Source organism: Allorhizobium sp. DMC15, from assembly GCF_056314065.1.
This window is the reverse complement of the sequence record NZ_JBQUZB010000004.1, coordinates 264149-282901: the sequence shown is the minus strand read 5'-3', so window position 1 is coordinate 282901 and position 18753 is coordinate 264149. Positions and strand designations below refer to the sequence as shown.

At 60.7% G+C, this 18753-nt stretch carries 13 protein-coding genes; 1 reads left to right on the top strand and 12 read right to left on the bottom strand.

Going from position 1 to position 18753, the window contains the following annotated elements; genetic code table 11:
- Window positions 1–3: 3 nt before the first annotated feature.
- Entirely contained in the window at window positions 4–3465 is a 3462-nt protein-coding gene (pyc, locus tag ACT53S_RS18970) for a pyruvate carboxylase (protein WP_476068118.1), read from the bottom strand.
- Between the two features lie 115 nt (window positions 3466–3580).
- The gene (locus ACT53S_RS18965) at window positions 3581–4318 is read right to left on the bottom strand and encodes a LuxR family transcriptional regulator (protein ID WP_113377906.1); all 738 of its coding nucleotides are present in this window, start codon (window positions 4316–4318) and stop codon (window positions 3581–3583) included.
- A gap of 290 nt (window positions 4319–4608) precedes the next feature.
- Between ACT53S_RS18965 and ACT53S_RS18960 the strand changes: the two genes are divergently transcribed.
- Window positions 4609–6354 (top strand): glucan ABC transporter ATP-binding protein/ permease, encoded by a 1746-nt coding sequence (locus ACT53S_RS18960; protein ID WP_476068117.1) that lies wholly within the window; start codon window positions 4609–4611, stop codon window positions 6352–6354.
- Between the two features lie 15 nt (window positions 6355–6369).
- Here ACT53S_RS18960 and ACT53S_RS18955 read toward each other — a convergent pair whose 3' ends face one another.
- From ACT53S_RS18955 to ACT53S_RS18910, 10 genes are all read right to left on the bottom strand, one after another.
- Window positions 6370–7908 (bottom strand): cryptochrome/photolyase family protein, encoded by a 1539-nt coding sequence (locus ACT53S_RS18955; RefSeq protein WP_476068116.1) that lies wholly within the window; start codon window positions 7906–7908, stop codon window positions 6370–6372.
- Window positions 7902–8618, bottom strand: a complete 717-nt coding sequence (locus ACT53S_RS18950; protein ID WP_476068115.1) for an SDR family oxidoreductase — start codon at window positions 8616–8618, stop codon at window positions 7902–7904. Before ACT53S_RS18950 ends, ACT53S_RS18955 begins: the two co-directional genes overlap by 7 nt.
- Window positions 8619–8684: 66 nt before the next feature.
- Entirely contained in the window at window positions 8685–9491 is an 807-nt protein-coding gene (locus ACT53S_RS18945; RefSeq protein WP_476068114.1) for an alkaline phosphatase family protein, read from the bottom strand.
- A 46-nt stretch (window positions 9492–9537) separates the two neighbouring features.
- Window positions 9538–10395 carry an SDR family oxidoreductase gene (locus ACT53S_RS18940; RefSeq protein ID WP_476068113.1) on the bottom strand — a complete coding sequence of 286 codons (858 nt, stop codon included), beginning with the start codon at window positions 10393–10395 and terminating at the stop codon, window positions 9538–9540.
- Window positions 10396–10515: 120 nt separating this feature from the next.
- Window positions 10516–12447, bottom strand: coding sequence for a beta-galactosidase (locus ACT53S_RS18935; RefSeq protein WP_476068112.1), 1932 nt, complete (start codon window positions 12445–12447; stop codon window positions 10516–10518).
- Window positions 12447–13538, bottom strand: coding sequence for an ABC transporter ATP-binding protein (locus ACT53S_RS18930; RefSeq protein ID WP_476068111.1), 1092 nt, complete (start codon window positions 13536–13538; stop codon window positions 12447–12449). The genes ACT53S_RS18935 and ACT53S_RS18930 overlap by 1 nt, the downstream gene beginning before the upstream one ends.
- Window positions 13531–15636 (bottom strand): alpha-galactosidase, encoded by a 2106-nt coding sequence (locus tag ACT53S_RS18925; protein ID WP_476068110.1) that lies wholly within the window; start codon window positions 15634–15636, stop codon window positions 13531–13533. The genes ACT53S_RS18930 and ACT53S_RS18925 overlap by 8 nt, the downstream gene beginning before the upstream one ends.
- Window positions 15633–16484 (bottom strand): carbohydrate ABC transporter permease, encoded by an 852-nt coding sequence (locus tag ACT53S_RS18920; protein WP_476068109.1) that lies wholly within the window; start codon window positions 16482–16484, stop codon window positions 15633–15635. Before ACT53S_RS18920 ends, ACT53S_RS18925 begins: the two co-directional genes overlap by 4 nt.
- Window positions 16484–17392 (bottom strand): carbohydrate ABC transporter permease, encoded by a 909-nt coding sequence (locus ACT53S_RS18915; protein ID WP_476068108.1) that lies wholly within the window; start codon window positions 17390–17392, stop codon window positions 16484–16486. Before ACT53S_RS18915 ends, ACT53S_RS18920 begins: the two co-directional genes overlap by 1 nt.
- 86 nt (window positions 17393–17478) lie before the next feature.
- Window positions 17479–18711 (bottom strand): ABC transporter substrate-binding protein, encoded by a 1233-nt coding sequence (locus ACT53S_RS18910; RefSeq protein ID WP_476068107.1) that lies wholly within the window; start codon window positions 18709–18711, stop codon window positions 17479–17481.
- Between the last annotated feature and the right edge of the window lie 42 nt (window positions 18712–18753).

The window sequence follows — 18753 nt, the reverse complement described above, 5'->3', positions numbered from 1 at the left end:
AACTCAGGCCGAATAGACGATCAGAAGATCCTTGGCATCGATCTGGTCGCCAATCCGCACCAGAACTTCCGAGATGGTGCCGTCACGGTCCGCATGCAGGGCCGTTTCCATCTTCATGGCCTCGATCGACAGCAGAACGTCACCCGACTTGACAGTCTGGCCCGCAGCAACAGCCACAGTCGAGATAACGCCTGGCATCGGTGCTCCCAGATGGGCAGCATTGCCGAGGTCCGCCTTCCGGCGAACCGCACTGCCCGAGGCGCCGTGAACGCGATCCGGCACCTTGATGCGGCGCGGTTGACCATTCAACTCGAAGAACACGGTGACCATGCCCTTGTCGTCGGTATGGCCGATCGCCTGGTTGACGATGACGAGGGTCTTTCCCTTCTCCAGGTCGAGGAACAGTTCTTCGCCGGCCGGCAGACCGTAGAAGTACTGAGGGGTCGGGATCACCGAAACCGGACCATAGGTATCGGCCGCCAACGCATAGTCCGTGAAGACCTTCGGATACATCAGATATGAGGCGAACTCGAAGTCTGAGACCTCGCGACCGAGTTTCTCCTCGATCGCCTTGCGCTCGGCATCGAGATCGGCGTCTGGCAGCAGTGAGCCCGGGACCGCAGTGTAAGGCGCGTCACCCTTCAGAGCTTTCTTCTGCAATGCCTCCGGCCAGCCACCCGGAGGCTGCCCGAGATCGCCCTTCAGCATCGACACGACGGAATCGGGGAAGGCGATGTCCTTGGCCGGGTTTACGACATCGGCAACGGACAGATCCTGGCTGACCATCATCAGCGCCATATCACCGACAACCTTGGAGGACGGCGTCACTTTGACGATATCGCCGAACATCTGGTTGGCGTCGGCGTAGGCCTGTGCCACCTCATGCCAGCGGGTTTCAAGCCCGAGTGAGCGGGCCTGTTCCTTGAGGTTGGTGAACTGGCCGCCCGGCATTTCATGTAGATAGACTTCCGAAGCCGGGCCCTTCAGATCGCTCTCGAAAGCAGCATACTGGGTGCGCACGGCTTCCCAGTAGAAGGACAGGCGGCGGATCCAGTGCGGGTCGAGACCCGGATCGCGCTCGGAGCCGCGCAACGCTTCCACGATCGAACCCAAGCAGGGCTGCGACGTGTTCCCGGAGAAAGCGTCCATGGCTGCATCCACGGCGTCTACGCCGGCATCCACAGCAGCCAGAACGGTGGCAGCCGCGATGCCCGAGGTATCATGCGTATGGAAGTGGATCGGCAGGCTGGTCGCCTCGCGCAATGCCTTGAACAGCACCTTGGCGGCAGCCGGCTTCAACAGACCGGCCATGTCCTTGACGGCGATGATATGGGCACCGGCCTTTTCGAGGTCGGCGGCAAGCGCGGTGTAGTACTTCAGATCGTATTTCGGGCGCGCCGAATTCAAGAGGTCGCCCGTGTAGCAGATTGCCGCCTCACAAAGCTTGTTCTCTTCGGCAACGGCATCCATCGACACGCGCATGTTGTCGACCCAGTTCAGGCAGTCGAAGACGCGGAAGAGATCGATCCCGCCCTTCGCTGCCTGCCGGACGAAATACTTCACCACATTGTCGGGATAGTTCTTGTAGCCGACGCCGTTGGCACCGCGCAGCAGCATCTGCAGAAGCAGGTTCGGCGCACTCTCGCGCACCAGAGCCAGGCGTTCCCATGGATCTTCCGTCAGGAAGCGCATGGAGACGTCGAAGGTCGCCCCACCCCAGCATTCGAGCGACAACAATTCCGGCAGAGCCCGGGCATACGTGCCCGCGATCTGAGCAATATCGTGCGTACGCATGCGGGTCGCCAGCAGCGACTGGTGGCCATCGCGCATCGTCGTATCGGTCATCAAGACGCGCGTCTGACTGCGCATCCACTCGCCGAATTTCTTCGGGCCGAGCTCGTCGAGCAACTGCTTGGTGCCAGAGGGGATCTGCGCATCGATGAAAGGTACGAGTGGCTTTGCCGCATCCTCGGGCGGCTTCGGCCGGCCCTTTACTTCCGGATGGCCGTTGACGGTGACGTCTGCGAGATAGGTGAGAAGCTTCGTCGCCCGGTCCTGGCGCTTCACCTGCTGGAAGAGCTCCGGCGTCGTATCGATGAACCGCGTGGTATAAGAATTGTCCCGGAACTTCGGATGTCCGATGATCGCTTCGAGGAAGGTGAGGTTAGTCGCAACGCCACGAATACGGAACTCGCGCAACGCGCGGTCCATGCGGCTGATCGCTTCCTGCGGCGTGCTGCCGGATGCCGTCACCTTGACCAGCAGCGGGTCGTAATAACGGGTGATGATCGCGCCCGAATAGGCTGTGCCGCCATCGAGACGGATGCCAAAGCCGGCGGCGGAACGATAGGCGGTGATGCGACCGTAATCCGGGATGAAGTTCTGCTCGGGATCTTCCGTCGTGATACGGCACTGAAGTGCATGCCCGTTGAGGCGGATGTCCGCCTGCTTAGGTACACCCGATTCAGGCGTACCGATCGCAAAACCATCAAGGATGTGGATCTGCGCCTTGACGATATCGATGCCTGTCACGACTTCAGTGACGGTGTGCTCGACCTGGATACGCGGGTTGACCTCGATGAAGTAGAATTTGCCGCTATCCGCGTCCATCAGGTATTCGACGGTGCCGGCGCCGACATAGTTGGTCGCCTTGGCAATCCTCAGCGAGTAGTCGGCCAACTCCTGGCGCTGTGCTTCCGAAAGATAAGGGGCTGGCGCACGCTCGACCACCTTCTGGTTACGGCGCTGGATCGAGCAGTCGCGCTCGAACAGATGCACCGCATTGCCGTGGGTGTCACCAAGGATCTGGCTCTCGACGTGGCGGGCACGCTCGACGAGCTTTTCGAGATAGACTTCGTCCTTGCCGAAGGCGGCCTTGGCCTCGCGCTTGGCTTCCGTGACTTCCCGGATCAGGTCCTTCGGGTCGCGGATCGCGCGCATGCCGCGACCGCCGCCACCCCAGGAGGCCTTTAGCATGACCGGATAGCCGATCTCCTCCGCCAGTCGATGGATTTCCGCTTCGTCATCAGGGAGCGGATCGGTCGCGGGCACGACGGGAACGCCGACGCTGATTGCCAGATTGCGCGCGGCAACCTTGTTGCCGAGCTGCCGCATGGTTTCCGCCCGAGGGCCGATGAAAATAATACCTGCATCGTTGCAGGCCTCTACAAATTCGGGACTTTCCGACAGAAGACCATAGCCCGGATGAATGGCATCCGCTCCGGAGAGTTTCGCAACCCGAATGATTTCGTCGATCGACAGGTAACTTTCGATCGGCCCCAGATCCCGTGTCAGGTGCGGACCACGACCAACCTGGTAGCTTTCGTCCGCTTTGAAGCGGTGCAGCGCGAGTTTGTCTTCCTCGGCCCAGATGGCGACCGTTTTCAGACCGAGCTCGTTGGCGGCGCGAAAGACGCGGATCGCGATTTCCGAACGGTTGGCGACAAGGATCTTGGATATTGGCAATTCGATCTCCCCAAACGACATGCCAGGGCATTGTGCACCTGCGAACAAAAGTCATAGCGCGTTGTTTTAGGAAGTTCAATTTGCCTTGATCGAAGCCAAAAAAAATCCGGGCCGCTCAGGTCACCAGCCCAAGGCGGAAAGAGAGTGCAACCACGTGCTGCCGGTTCTTCGCGTTCAACTTATCCTGGATGCCGTTCATGTACCAGTCGACGGTATGATTTGAGATTTTCAGAATCCGGCTGATCTCGTTCGACGTCAAACCATCCGCAAGATAGTTCAAAACCTCCATCTCCCGTCGTGTCATGCGCGTATCGACGGGCTTGATGATACTCGACACATCCCCGTGCTTGTATTCCACCAGACGCCAGAAAGCTTTTTTCGCAACCGCTTCAAACAAGCTGATCTCGATAGGCGACAGATCGACCGGCTTACCGCCGACCGTCATGTTGCCCATCAATCCGCCCCGTCCATGAACCGGGAAGATGTAGCCGTCGGTCAGGCCGTAACGCACGCTGTCGGACAGCATGCGCTCCATGCGCTTGCGATGGGGATCCGAACGAAATGCGTGCAACGCGTCGCGCCAGCGAAAGCCCCCCCTCGCCTGCCCGAGATATCGAATAGTGGGGTCGATCAGGACATATTTCTTGGCAATATAGAGTTGCGGCCAGCCTTCCGGCCAATGACCCGTCAAAACCAATTGCATCGGGTTTTCATCCGGTTTGGGCTGCCGAACAAGCCCGTAGTATTCGAAGCCATACGATCGAACGAGCTTCTCAAGTTCCGAGATGACATCGGACGCAGAACGGCATTCGTCGATAACGACCAAAAAATGCAGCAACTGGTTTATATTCACCAATCCCCCCAAAAGACACGCACTGAAAAAACATTAAAAAGCCATGAGCGAACGGTTTGTCGAAGGCCCGATGCAAAATATGAGCGCTCATTGCCAAAAATCCGCCGTCCTAAGTTTAGAACTGAGCGCTGGAATCTTGCAACCGTTAGTGTGTCAATTTTCTGTTTGTCAGACAGTATCTTGCGCATGGACTGCCTCGAGGTTAGGCAGTCGAGGCGTGGCTACCTGATCCGGTAGCGCCATGGTAAATGCCAGCATCGGCGCGAGCTGCGCCAGCCGGAGGTCAACGCGTGTCCCTTCTCCAGGTTTACTTCAAGGCCCTAAAGTATCTTGCGACTTACAGGTTGCGGGTTTCCCTCGTCGTGATCGCAAATATCGTCCTGGCCGCCATCACCATCATCGAACCGGTGCTGTTCGGGCGCATCATTGATGCGATATCGGAGAAGCGCGACGCGACCCAGATTCTCATCCTTTGGGGCTGTTTCGGCGTCTTCAATACCGTGGCCTACGTGCTGGTTGCGCGACAGGCCGACCGGCTCGCCCACGGGCGGCGCGCGGACCTGTTGACGGAGTCCTTCGCAAAGATCATTTCGATGCCGCTCAGCTGGCACCACAAGCGAGGGACGTCAAACGCGCTGCACACGCTGCTTCGCGCGGGCGAAACCCTCTTCGGCCTCTGGCTCGAATTCATGCGCACGCATCTCGCAACCGCCGTGGCACTGACACTTCTGCTTCCCACCGCCTTTTCGATGGATGTGCGCCTGACCTCGGTTCTGGTCGTCCTCGCAATCCTCTACGTCATCATCGGGCGCACGGTGATGGTGAAGACCAAGGAAGGACAGGCTTCGGTTGAGGGGCACTATCACACGGTCTTCTCCCATGTGAGCGACTCGATCAGCAATGTTTCCGTGCTGCACAGCTATAACCGGATCGAGGCCGAGACCCGGGCATTGAAGGAATATACGACGAAGCTGCTGTCGGCCCAGTATCCTGTACTCGACTGGTGGGCGCTAGCAGGCGCACTCAACCGCATTGCCTCGACGCTTTCCATGCTGGTGATCCTAGTGATCGGGACCTTGCTCGTTCAGCGTGGCGAACTGAAAGTCGGCGACATCATCGCTTTCACCGGCTTTGCCGGGCTGTTGATCGCGCGCCTCGATCAGATGATCACCTTCGCCAACCAGATTTTCGAAGCACGTTCCAAGCTGGAAGACTTCTATCTCCTGGAAGATGCGGTCCAGGAGCGGGAGGAGCGCGCCGGTGCCACCGAGCTCAAGAATGTACGCGGCGACGTCGAGTTCCGCGATGTCTGCTTCGATTTTGCATCGACGACCCAGGGCGTTCGCGACGTGTCCTTCGCGGTCAGGGCGGGCCAGACGGTCGCCATCGTCGGGCCGACGGGCGCCGGCAAGACCACGCTGATCAACCTCCTGCAGCGGGTCCACGAGCCGCAGTCGGGGCAAATCCTGGTCGATGGACAGGACATCTCCAAAGTAACCCGCAAGTCGCTGCGCCACGCAATAGCAACTGTCTTCCAGGACGCGGGCTTGTTGAACCGCTCGATCAAGGACAACATACGGCTCGGCCGCGAGGATGCGACCGAAGAAGAGATCATCCAGGCAGCAGAGGCAGCGGCGGCCACCGACTTCATCGAAAGCCGCATGATCGGCTACGACACCCATGTCGGCGAACGCGGCAATCGCCTCTCCGGCGGCGAGCGCCAGCGGATCGCGATTGCCCGGGCAATCCTGAAGAACGCCCCGATCCTCGTCCTCGACGAGGCGACAAGCGCGCTCGATGTCGAAACCGAGGCGCGGGTGAAGGAGGCGATCGACCGGCTGCGCAAGAACCGCACGACGTTCATCATCGCCCACCGGCTCTCGACGATCCGCGAAGCCGACCTCGTCGTTTTCCTCGACCACGGCCGGATTATCGAGATGGGCAATTACGACCAGTTGAGCGCGCTCGGCGGCCGCTTCAGTTCGCTGCTGCGGACCAGTGGACTCCTGAAGGAAGAACCGAGTCCGGCGATCTAAAACTAGCGTGGTGCCTCACAGGCTGTCGAGCGTTTCCAGCACGTGCGCCGCATGTTTGCGGATCGCCTCCTGCTTGAACGGATCCATTCGGCGCCAGGTCGCATACATGTTGGACAGGCGTGGATTGCGCGCCAGCTTTTCCGTGTTGCGATCGAGAAAATCCCAGTAAAGCGCGTTGAACGGACAGGCGCGAGGCCCCGTCGTGATCTTGGGATCATAGCGACAGCCACCGCAGAAATTGCTCATCCGGTCGATATATTTGCCGCTCGCGGCATAGGGCTTGCTCGCCATCAGCCCGCCATCACCATAAAGCGCCATGCCGAGCGTGTTCGGCAGTTCCACCCATTCATAGGCATCCGAATAAACGGCCAGATACCACTCGCAGACCTCTGCCGGATCGATCCCGGCCAGCATGGCGAAATTGCCGGTCACCATCAGCCGCTGGATATGATGCGAATAGGCATGCTCGATCGTGTCGCCGATCGCGCCCCGCATGCAGGCCATGTCGGTCTTTGCCGTCCAGTACATCTGCGGCAGCGGTCGCGAAGCGGAGAGATGGTTCAAGCCCACATAATCCGGCATTTCCGTCCAGTAGATGCCGCGGACATATTCGCGCCAGCCGAGGATCTGGCGAATGAACCCTTCGACGGCATTCAGCGGCGCCCGCCCCTCGAACCACGCGGCCTCTGCCCGGCGAATGACATCGATCGGCAGAAGCAGTCCGGCGTTGATGTAGGAGGAGATCAGGGAATGGTAGAGGTAGGGCTCGCCCTTGACCATCGCGTCCTGATAGTCGCCGAAGTCAGCCAGGATCTCGTCGATGAACTGCTGCAGTTCCATTTCCGCCTGGGTAGCGGTCACGGCAAAATGGAAACTGTCGAGGGAGCCCATATGGCCGGCGAAGCGCTCTTCGACGAGTGCCAGCACGGATTTCGTGATGGCATCCTTGGCATGGCTGATGCGCTTTGGACCTTTCAGACCCGCAGCGGGCGGCTTGCGGTTCTCGGCGTCGAAATTCCACTTGCCACCAACAGGCTCCTCGCCGTCCAGCAGCACCCGGTGACGCCGGCGCATGTCGCGATAGAAATACTCCATGCGCAGCTGTTTGCGACCCTTGCGCCAGGCGCCGAAGTCCTCGATCGAACAGAGGAAGCGATCGTCTTCGCGGATCTCGACGGGCACGCCGAGGTCCGTTTCCCAGCCCCGCATCTCCTCGGCCAGACGCCATTCCCCGCACTCTGTCGCAACCACAGCAGAAGCGTTGCTGTCGGTAAGTGCGCGGGCAAGCTCACCCTTGAGGCTCTGGGTGTTCTCGGGGTCATCAAGCGTCACATAGCGGACCTTTAAACCCTTCTCCCGCAACTCTTCGGCAAAGTGCCGCATGGCGGAAAAGAGAAAGGCGATCTTCTTCTTATGATGCTTCACATAGGTCGCCTCGCTCATGACTTCCGCCATCAGCACCAGCGAGGTTGCCGGATTGGCATCGGCAAGGCCAGACAGCGAATGCGTGAGTTGGTCGCCGAGAACGAGATGGATACGCGACGCCTTCACCATTCGATCGGCTGACCGTCATAAGCGAAGAAGCCACCGGTCTGTGCCGGCTCCAGGCCATTCAGAACCGAGAGCATCATGGCGACACTGTCTGCCGGCTGGATCTTGTCATGCGTCTTGGAGAAGCCGCCGGAAAAACCGGTGTCGACGGAACCGGGATGCAGCGCAACCACCACGCTTTTCGGTCGAAGCCGGGCTATCTCGATCGCTGAAGTACGGGTGATCTGGTTCAGAGCCGATTTTGCCGAGCGATAGGAGATCCAGCCGCCGAGCTTGTTGTCACCGATCGAGCCGACCCGCGCCGACAGCGTGGCAAACACGCTCTTGCCCTCGTTGGAGAGCAGCGGTGCGAAATGCTTCAGCGCCAGCGCCGGACCAATCGCGTTCAATGCAAACTGCGCCGCCATTACGTCGCCCTGGATCGCCTTGATCGTCTTTTCTGGGCCATTGCCATTGATGACAAGCGCACCCGTCGCGCAGAGAATGAGATCTAATTTCTGGCCTGCTTCCGAAAACCGGGCTGCCGCCGCACCGACAGCGGCATCATCCGTGATATCGAACCCGTCGCGGCTTCGCGACAACTCCGTCACGCTGCCGCAGGCGGGATCGGCCTTGATGGCTGCGGCAAAGGCACCGCCGATACCACCGCTGGCTCCCAGCACGAGGGCACGGTAGCCGGGGTTCAGGGACGTCATTCCGGAAAAGTCGGACATTAGAAACTCCTGCAGGTCTGTGTCATCCAATACGGACGACAGCAAGACCGGATCAGGCGCAGATTGTCAGACGCGCTCGATGGCTCCGTCGAAGGTAGGCATCGAGCCGGGATCGACGTCCATCAGTCGGCAAACCAGACCGGCGATTTCTGTTTGCGCAAAAGGCTGATCTCGCTCCAGCCGGAAGCCGATCGTGTAGAACGGAACCACGGTCTCCTGAGGCGTCGGCCCGGCATGATTGCCGTCATCACCCATGCCGTGATCGGCAGTCACGATTACGCTGTAACCGGCCTCGACCCAGCCAGGCACATGCCGCGCAAGCAGATCTCCCTGTGTCCGGGCCGCGTTGCGATAGCCGACACTGTCGCCGCCATGCTTGTGGCCCGCGTCGTCGACATTCATCGGGTGGAGCAGGAGAAAGTCGGGTGCCTTGCAGCGGACAAGCCATTCGGCATCGGCGAAGAGATGGCCGTCGGGATAGGCGTCATCCCAGTAGAAGACGCCATGGGTGATATCGCCGGTCCCATCGACGAGAATGCGGTCGCGATAGCGGTCGAACGGGCAGGACACATAAAGCTCCGACACCCAATGGTAGGCGGCCGCAGCCGTCACGCCACCCTGCGCCCGAACCCGCGCGAAGAGATTATCCCCCAACGAACGGCGCACCACGCCATTGCTGACCACGCCGTGGTCTACGGGCTTTCGCCCGGTCAGCAAGGTCTCATACAGCGGCCGCGACATGGCCGGCAGTTCGCAGGTGAGCTTGCGCACATCGGCGCGGCCGGCTGCGACAAGCCCTTCCAGATAGCCGAGACAGGTACGGGCCGCGTCGTAACGCAGCCCGTCGAGAATGATCAGGATCACTTTGTTCATGGCGCGCACCATGCCACGCCATGCATGAAAGGCAAGCGACAGCGCCTCAGATGATCGGCTTGCCGCCGGTCACCGCGATCGTCGCTCCGGAAACGTAGCTTGAGAGCGGATCGGCCAGCATCACATAAGCCGTCTGCAACTCCGCCGGCTGGCCGGGGCGCTGCATCGGCACCTGCTTGCCGAAGTTCTTCACCTTTTCCTCCGGCATGGTCGACGGAATGAGCGGCGTCCAGATCGGACCGGGAGCCACGGCATTGGCCCGGATCTTCTTTTCCGCCAGCATCTGCGCCAGCCCGGCGGTGAAGTTCTGGATCGCGCCCTTGGTGGTCGCATAAGCGAGGAGATTGGGGCTCGGGCTATCCGAATTGATCGACGCCGTGTTGATGATCGAACCGCCATTCTTCATATGCGGCACGGCAGCCTTGGTCAGATAGAACATCGCATGGATGTTGACCCGGAAGGTGAGTTCCCACTCTTCATCCGGGATCTCGGTGATGTCTTCGAACGACGCCTGGTGGGCGGCATTGTTGACCAGAATATCGACGCCACCGAGTTCGCGGACCGCCGTGTCCACGATCTCGCGGCAATGATCGGCATTCTGGATGTCGCCCCGAACCAGCACCGCCTTGCGACCGGCCTTTTCCACCCACTGGGCGGTATCCTTCGCGTCCTCATCCTCTTCGATATAAGAAATCAGGACATCGGCACCTTCCCGCGCATAGGCAATCGCCACGGCGCGCCCGATCCCGCTGTCGCCACCGGTGATGATCGCCTTCAGACCCTCGAGCTTTCCGGAGCCCTTGTAGCTTTCTTCGCCGTGATCAGGCCGCGGATTCATGTCGGCAGTCCGGCCCGGCATGGGGACCTTCTCCTGCGAGAACGGCGGTGTCGGATAATCGGCCATGTGTTCGTCTCCTCGTGTGGGGTTCGAGGGTCAAACCGGTGAGCCATCGATGAGTTCCGAACAGATCCGGCCGGAACGGAAAGGGCCGGCATGACGCCGGCCCCGAGTGAACTTCCAATTTCAGGCCCGCCAGGCGGCGACCGCCTGCGGTTTCAGCACGCGCTCGCCCAACACCGGCTCGGCACCGGCAGGCAGTGCCCAGTCCTCGCTTCCATAGTTGAAGGCGAAGACGAGATCGCCGCGGCGACGGATGCGGATGGAGTCGGGTACGCGCAGCGTCGCAACACCGGCCTTCTTGGTGGCCAGCTCCAACACCTCGGCCAGCAGATCGGCGTCCGCCCAGCAGGCGAGGTAGAGCACATTGCCCTTTTCGGTCAGCGCCGGATCGCCATTGTCGAAGGTCGCGAGCACCGAAGCCGAGGTCTCCAGATATTCGCGCCAGCGGATCGCATGACCCGAAACTACACCGGAGACGCCATCCGAGAGACCCGGACGCAGGGAGGAGACCTGTACGACGCGATTGCCCGTGAGTGCGCCGAGCGCACCGGGCGGCAGGTTTTCTGGAATACGGAAATTGCGGTCGCGGGAACCCGTTCGCGCGCCAATAACCACAACGCCCTTGGCCTTCTCGAGCTCGGCGCGTGCCGCTTCGGTCACCTCCGTCATGCAGGGAACGACAACGAGCGGGTAACCCTCGAGCGATGCGCCCGGGCGGACGAAATCGACATTGAGGCCAAGATGGCGCAGGGCCTCGTACCAGCGGAAGCAGAGCTCTTCGTAGCGGAAATCCTTGCCCTGCGGCTGGATCATCGTCGACCAGTAGCTCTGGTAGTCGAAGACCAGTGCGACAGGGGCTTGGCTCGTCTCGGGAAGCGTGCCGAGGGCGGCCAATTCGTCCGACACCTGCATGGCTTCCTTGCCGCCCGGCGACCACTCGTCGAGACCCGGCAGGTTCAGACCGGCATGCATCTGTTCCTGGGCAAAGGGCGCCTGGCGCCAGCGGAAGTAACTGACGACATCAGCGCCATGCGCGAGCGCCTCCCAGGTCCACAGACGCACCATGCCGGGCTTCGGCACAGGGTTCCACGGCGCCCAGTTCACCGGACCCGGCTGCTGCTCCATCACCCAGAAGCGACCCTTGCCGACGGCACGGTAGAGATCATGGTGATAGGGTGCGATATCGGGATGCGAGGTCTCGGCCCAGCGATTGCGCTCTTCCTCAGTAAAGGGGAACTTCTCGACGAAGCCGATCGGATAGCTGTCCCAGGAGGCCAGATCGAGATTGTCGCCGACCTTGAAGTGGTCGAAGTCGGACACGAAACCCATGAAGTTATGAGTGATCCAGCGCCCCGGCGAATGCTTGCGGATGATCTCGCACTGCATCTTGTCATAGGCCGCGACCTGGTCCGAATGGAAGCGCCAGAAGTCGAGACGCGTCGCCGGGTTCGGCTCGGTTACAGTGAGGTTCGGAAGAGCGACGTCGTCGAAGCTGTTGAGTTCCATCGACCAGAAGACCGAACCCCAGGCCTCGTTCAGCTGATCCGTCGACTGGTAGCGCAGCCGCAGCCAGCGCTTGAAGCTCTTCAGATCTTCAGGACCCCAGGAGACTGTCGTATCGTGACAGCCATATTCATTGTCCGTCTGCCAGCCGCCAATGCCGGGGTGCTCGCCATAGCGCTTGGCGACGATCTCGACGATCCGCGCACTTTCCTTCCACCAGGTCTCCGATGAAAAGGTGTAGTGACGACGCGAACCGAAGCCCCGCGGGCGGCCCTGCTCGTCATAGGGGATGATGTCGGGGCATTCGTCCACCAGCCATTTGGGCGGGGTTGCGGTCGGCGTACCGAGCACGACCTTCAGGCCCGCGTCATGCAGCACGTCAATCGCCCGATCGAGCCAATCGAAGGTGAAATTGCCGCGCGAGGGCTCCAGACGAGACCAGGCAAACTCACCGATACGCACGAAGGAAATGCCGAGTTCGCGCATCCGGCGCGCGTCGGTTTTCCACCGGCTTTCGTCCCAGTGTTCCGGATAGTAGCAGACGCCCAGCATTATCGTGTCAGATCCCCATTGATGACGGCCTTGCCGTCCTTGTCGAACAGATGGCAGGCCTTGGCATTGATGCCGAGGCGCAGCGTCTGGCCGGGCTTCTCGCTGGCCAGACCATCGGCCTTCACGGCAAGCTCCGAGCCATCGGCAAGCGTGACGAAGAACAGCGTCTCAGACCCCAGATATTCGGCGAGCTTGACGGTCGCCTCGATGACGACATCGCCCTTGCCGGTCGCGTCGATATGCTCGGGACGCAGGCCGAAGGTCATCTCACCAGCCGGAACGCTCGCCCCATGCGTCGGGATCGAGATCTCTGCCCCGGGCAGACGCACCACGGCAACACCGTCGGCAGCCGAAGCCTGAACCTTGAGGAAATTCATCTTCGGCGAGCCGATGAATCCGGCAACGAAGAGATTGTTCGGGCGGTGGTAGAGTTCGAGCGGCGAGCCGACCTGCTCGATCTGGCCTGCCGACAGCACGACGATCTTGTCGGCCATGGTCATGGCTTCGACCTGGTCATGCGTCACGTAGATCATCGTCGCCTTGAGATCCTGATGCAGCTTGGAAAGCTCCGTGCGCATCTGGACGCGAAGTGCTGCATCAAGGTTCGACAGCGGTTCGTCGAACAGGAAGACTTCCGGATTGCGCACGATGGCACGGCCGATGGCGACGCGCTGGCGCTGGCCGCCGGAAAGCTGGCCGGGCTTGCGCTGCAAAAGCGGCTCGAGCTGCAGCATCTTTGCGGCAACGGCGGTGCGCTCTGCAATCAGAGCCTTGGAATGGCCGGTCATCTTCAGACCGAAGCCGATGTTTTCCTCGACGGTCATATGCGGATAAAGCGCATAGGACTGGAAGACCATGGCAACGCCGCGCTCGGACGGGCCGATGCTGGTCATGTCCTGGCCACCGATCGCAAGCGAACCGGAGGTGATCTCCTCGAGGCCCGCAATCATGCGCAGAAGCGTGGACTTGCCGCAGCCGGAGGGGCCGACGAAGACGCAGAACTCGCCGTCCTTCACGTCGAGATCCACACCCTTGATGACGCTGAGCGCGCCGAACTGTTTCTTGACGCCACGCAGGCTTACATCAGCCATGGGTCTTGCCTCCCTTGATCGGTTCGAGTTCGAGGAGAAGAGCGCTTTCGGGCGTCAGCATCGGCAGCGGCAGGCCGGCAAGTCCGGCACTGGAAAGCGCGAAACTGACACCGCCGGAAAGCAGCGCTTTCTGCCCCTCGGAGATACGGATGAATGGTGGTTCTGCCGGCAGCACGGTTTTGATCCGCCACTGGCCGCCAAACTGGGTCACGTGCTCGGGCAGACGCAGCGGTGCTGGCTGTTCGCCCACCATCTGCGGCCCCTGAGCGACGATCACCACGATCTTCTCGTCCGAAGCCGCACCCCAGACATAACGGCCGTCGATCGGCTCCATGCGGAAATTGGCGCCTGGCGCATGCAAGAGATCGCGCAGCCGCTTGTAGGTCTCGATATAGACCTTGAGTTCGTCGCGCTCCTCATCGGTGAGTTCGAGCGGGTTGAGCTCCACACCGAGATGATAGGCAATGGCCACCAATGCCCGGAAGGCAAGCGTATGGCGGCGACCGGTCTGATGGTTCGGCGAGGCCGAGATATGGCTGCCGAGAATTTCCGGAGGCACGAAGACCGAAGCGCCGCGCTGGATTTCCAGCCGCTCCAGCGCATCCGTGCAATCGGACGTCCAGACGCGATGGGTGCGCTTCAAGGCGCCGTAGTCGATACGGCCGCCACCGGAGGCGCAGCTTTCGATTTCGACATTGGGATGAGCCGCACGAATGCGGTCCATCAACGCATAGACTGCACGCGTCTGGGCGGCAGTCTTCGCCTTGCCGTCGCGACCGGCCGCATGCGTCAGATCACGGTTCATGTCCCACTTGATGTAGGAGACGGCATGGTTGGACAGCACCGCATCGATCTTGCCGAAGAGATAGTCGGAGACCTCGGGACGGGTCAGATCCAGCACCAGCTGGGTGCGTGATTCCAGGATAGGGCGACCCTCCATGGTCAGCGCCCAGTCGGGATGCGCCTTGTAGAGCTCGGACACCGGGTTCACCATCTCGGGCTCGAACCAGATGCCGAACTGCATGCCAAGCCCGGTCACGTGATCGACCAGCGGCTTCAGACCATCAGGGTATTTACGCGCATCGATATCCCAGTCGCCGAGGCTCGTGGTGTCGTTGTCACGCTTGCCGAACCAGCCGTCGTCGAGCACGAAGCGCTCGATGCCGAGTTCGGCAGCGGCTGTCGCCTGGGCCTTCAGCGAGTCCATCTGGTGGTCGAAATAATTGCCTTCCCAGGTGTTCAATGTCACCGGGCGCGTGCTCATCTTGCCGCCGGGCCAGGTGGTCAGTTCTTCGCGGACGAAGGCGTGGAAGTCTTCGGTATCGGCACCGGCGTAGGCTGTCGGGCTTTCATAGCTTTCGCCCGGTGCGAGGATCATCTCGCCCGGCTCGAACAGCTCTCCGAGATGCACCAGCCGCTGGCCATCATCGGTGCGGTCGATCACCATCTGATGGTTGCCGCTGAAGCCAAGCGTCACGCCAAAGATCTGGGTCTCGCTTTCGATGAACAGCATCGGAAAGCGATCATGCGAGGTGCGCCCGCGACGGTTTTCCTGGATCCAGGTACCATTGCCGAGAAGCTCGCGCCGCGTCTGGAACTCGCGCCCCCAGATGCCGGTGAAGCTCATCACCTGCACATCGCCGGCAGGTGCAAGGAAGGTCGCCGCCATGCAGCGATCAAGCTGATAATCCGCCTCGCCCAGATTGCTTAACTCCGTCGCCATCGAGATGAGGCCGGAGTCATGCGCCGTGAGCGTAATGGCAATGCCGAGCCGGGCGACCGAATCGACAGCTTTGAGCACCGTCTGATTGCCGTCACGGTGGACGGTCCAGCCGCCGAACTGCGCCACGAAATCGCGGCCCCCGCGATGACCTGCAATCGCCGGCCAGCCAAAGAAGCCCATGCCGCCCGTCGGCAGGAGCACGTTCGAGGGCACGGCGATATCCATGCCGTTGACCCGGCTGGAGCGCTCGATCTCGAACAGGGGATCGGCTTCGACCGGTTCCGCGCCGAAGGACAGGATCTCCGGCATGCCGAGTTCCGGCAAGCGCAGGCTCAGCGCCAGCTGGCCCGAATCGATGATGACGATTTCGCTCATCCCTTGGTCGCTCCGAGTGTAAGGCCGGCAATGAAGTGGCGCTGCATGAGGAAGAACATCGCGACCGGCGGCAGAGCCGCAACGATCGAACCGGCGGATACGAGATGCCAGGCGGCGACCCACTGGCCGTTCAGCGAATAGAGACCCGCCGTTACCGGCATGGCATGCTGGCCTTGCACCAGAACGGTTGCCCAGAAGTAGTCGTTCCAGACGAAGGTGAAGATCAGCACGGACAAGGCAGCGATTGCCGGACGCATCAGCGGAAGCACGATGTAGCGGAAGATCCGCCATTCGGAGACCCCCTCGACGCGCGCCGATTCAATCAGCGCAAAGGGCAGGCCCTTGATGAAATTGCGCATGAACAGCGTGCAGAAACCGGTCTGAAAGGCGACGTGGAAGAGAACGAGGCCCATGGTCGTGTCGTAGAGGCCCGCGCGCAGCGTCATGTCGCGAACCGGAACCATCAGGATCTGGAACGGGATGAAGTTGCCGGCGACGAACATGAAGAACAGGACGAGATTGCCCTTGAACTTGTAGACCGCCAGCGCAAAGCCGGTGAGGCAGGAGAGCGCTACGGCGCCAATCACCGTTGGGATGGTCACCTTGAAGGAATTCAGGATGTAATAGCCGATCGGCGAGTTGTTGAAGACCGCCGAATAATTCTCGAAACCGGCAAAGCCGGAAGGGATGCCGAAATAGTTGCCGGCGGCCAGATCACCGGCCGGGCGAACCGACGTGATCGCAACGCCGATCAGCGGCAACAGCCAGAGAAAGAGCGCAACCGGCAGCAGGATCTTGTAGGCCATCTGCGCAAAGGGCGAGGCCTTCTGGATCGGCGTGGGGAACATCAGGCGTTCCTTTCCTGGGCGAGCATGCGGACGATGAAGAGCGAGATGAAGACCATCATGATGAGGAACAGCACGACCGCGATCGATGCGCCGTAACCCATGCGGAAGCCATATTCGGAGAGCGCCTGCTCATACATGAAGTAGGACAGGACGGAGCTCGAGCCGTAGGGGCCACCGGCGGTCATGATCGACACGAGGTCGAAGGAGCGCAGCGAGCCGATCACGGTGACGACCATGGCGATGAAGGTTGCCGGCGCAAGCTGCGGCAGGATCACGTACCACAGAAGCTTGAGACCCTTGGCACCGTCCATGCGGGCGGCCTCGACCTGCTCGGGATTGATGTTGTTGAGACCGGTCAGATAGAGGATCATGCAATAGGCCGTCTGCGGCCAGAGACCGGCGACGATGATCCCGTAGGTCACGTAGCGCTCGTCTGCGAGGACGGCGATCTGTTCGCCGAACAGCATTTCTGTGAGCTTCGAGAAAAGACCAAAATCCGGGGCGTAGAACCAGGTGAACATCAGGCCGACCACAACCTGGCTGATCACGAAGGGGAAAAAGAACAGCGACTTGTAGACCCGGATCCCGGCGACCGTCTGGTTGAGGAAGAGCGCAACCGCAAGACCGGCCGGGATCGACAGCAGGTAGAGCACCAGCCAGATCAGGTTGTTGTAAAGCGAGGTGTAGAAGGTGTCGTCATCGACCAGTTCGACGTAGTTGCCGAGACCGATCCAGGTCATCGCACCGAGACCATCCCAGTCATGGAAGCTGATCCAGATCGATTCGAAGATCGGGACGAGCACATAGATCAGGAACATCAGCATGCCGGGCGCCAGGAACAGGAATGGCGCCAGCGTTTGCTGGTTGCGTTTCCAGAAGCCGGACGAAGACGGGACGGTGTTGCTCATGGCGGCACCTCTGAGGAAAAGGAAAACGGCAACCGGATGCCATGGGCCCGAAGGTCCACGGCACCCGGCGCAGGGAGCCTTATGGCTTACTTGTAGACACGTGCGCGGATCTTCTCCAACCGCTCCAGGATCTTGTCCAGGTTGTCAGGCTTCACCATGAATTCCTGGAAGCCTTCCATGCCGGCCTTCGCCATTTCGGCGTTGGCGTCGCGGTCATAGAACTGAGCGAGCGCATGGGCGTTCGACAGCATTTCGAAACCGGCGCTGAGGAACGGATCCGCCGGCTTTTCGGCCTTGTTGTTGACCGGCAGCTGGCCGAGCGTCGCGTTCATCTTCGTCTGGGCTTCAGGCGAAGCGAGGTAGGCGAGGAACTTCTTCGCGTCTTCCTTGTTCTTCGCACCCGACGGGATGTGGAACGTGTCGGTCGGAGCTTCTTCCGACATCGGAATGCCGGCCGTGATTTCCGGGAACTGCATGAAGCCGATCTGCTCTTCCTTCAGGCCGCCGTCCTTCATCGTGGCAACCGCGAAGTTGCCCATCAGATACATAGCGGCCTTGCCCTGGACCATCTGCGGGATGGCGTCCTGCCAGTCGATCGCGGCGTGGTTCTCGTTGAAGTAGCCAGCCTTGACCAGCTCGCCCCACTTTTCGAATACGGCCTTCACGCGCGGATCGGTGTAGGGAACCTTGCCGGAGGTCAACTCCATGTGGAACTCGTAGCCATTGACGCGCAGGTCGAGGTAATCGAACCAGCCGCCCGTCGGCCACAATGCCTTGGTGCCGATCGTGATCGGCGTGATGCCGGCCGTCTTCAGCTTTTCGCAGGCAGCCAGGAATTCTGCCCAGTTCTTCGGCGGGGTAATGCCCTGTTCGGCGAAGATGTCCTTACGATAGTAGATGCCCCACTGATAGTAGGTGTAGGGAACGCCCCACTTCTTGCCGTCAATGGTCATCGAGGCGGAAGCCGACTTCAGCTGATCGTTCAGACCATTGGCTTCCCACACATCGGAGACGTCTTCGAACAGGCCGGCCTTGACGAAGGGCTCCATGCGGTTGCCGGCGTACCATGCGGCGACATCGGGCGCGTCGGCGGTCAGGAAGTTGCGGATGGCGGACTTGTAGCCTTCGTGGTCGAAGTTGTTCCACTTTACCGTGATATCGGGATTGGCCTTCTGGAAGTCGGCGATCAGCTCTTCCATCGCCTTCTTCGGCGCCGGATCGGAGTGGTCGGAGTTGATGACGATTTCACCGGCGAATGCGGTAGACGACAGAAGGGCAGCGCCCAGAGCAAGGCTGCTCAGGCTTTTGAAAAAGGTCATGTTTTCCTCCCTATGACCGTTATGCATATCATGCATGGAGCC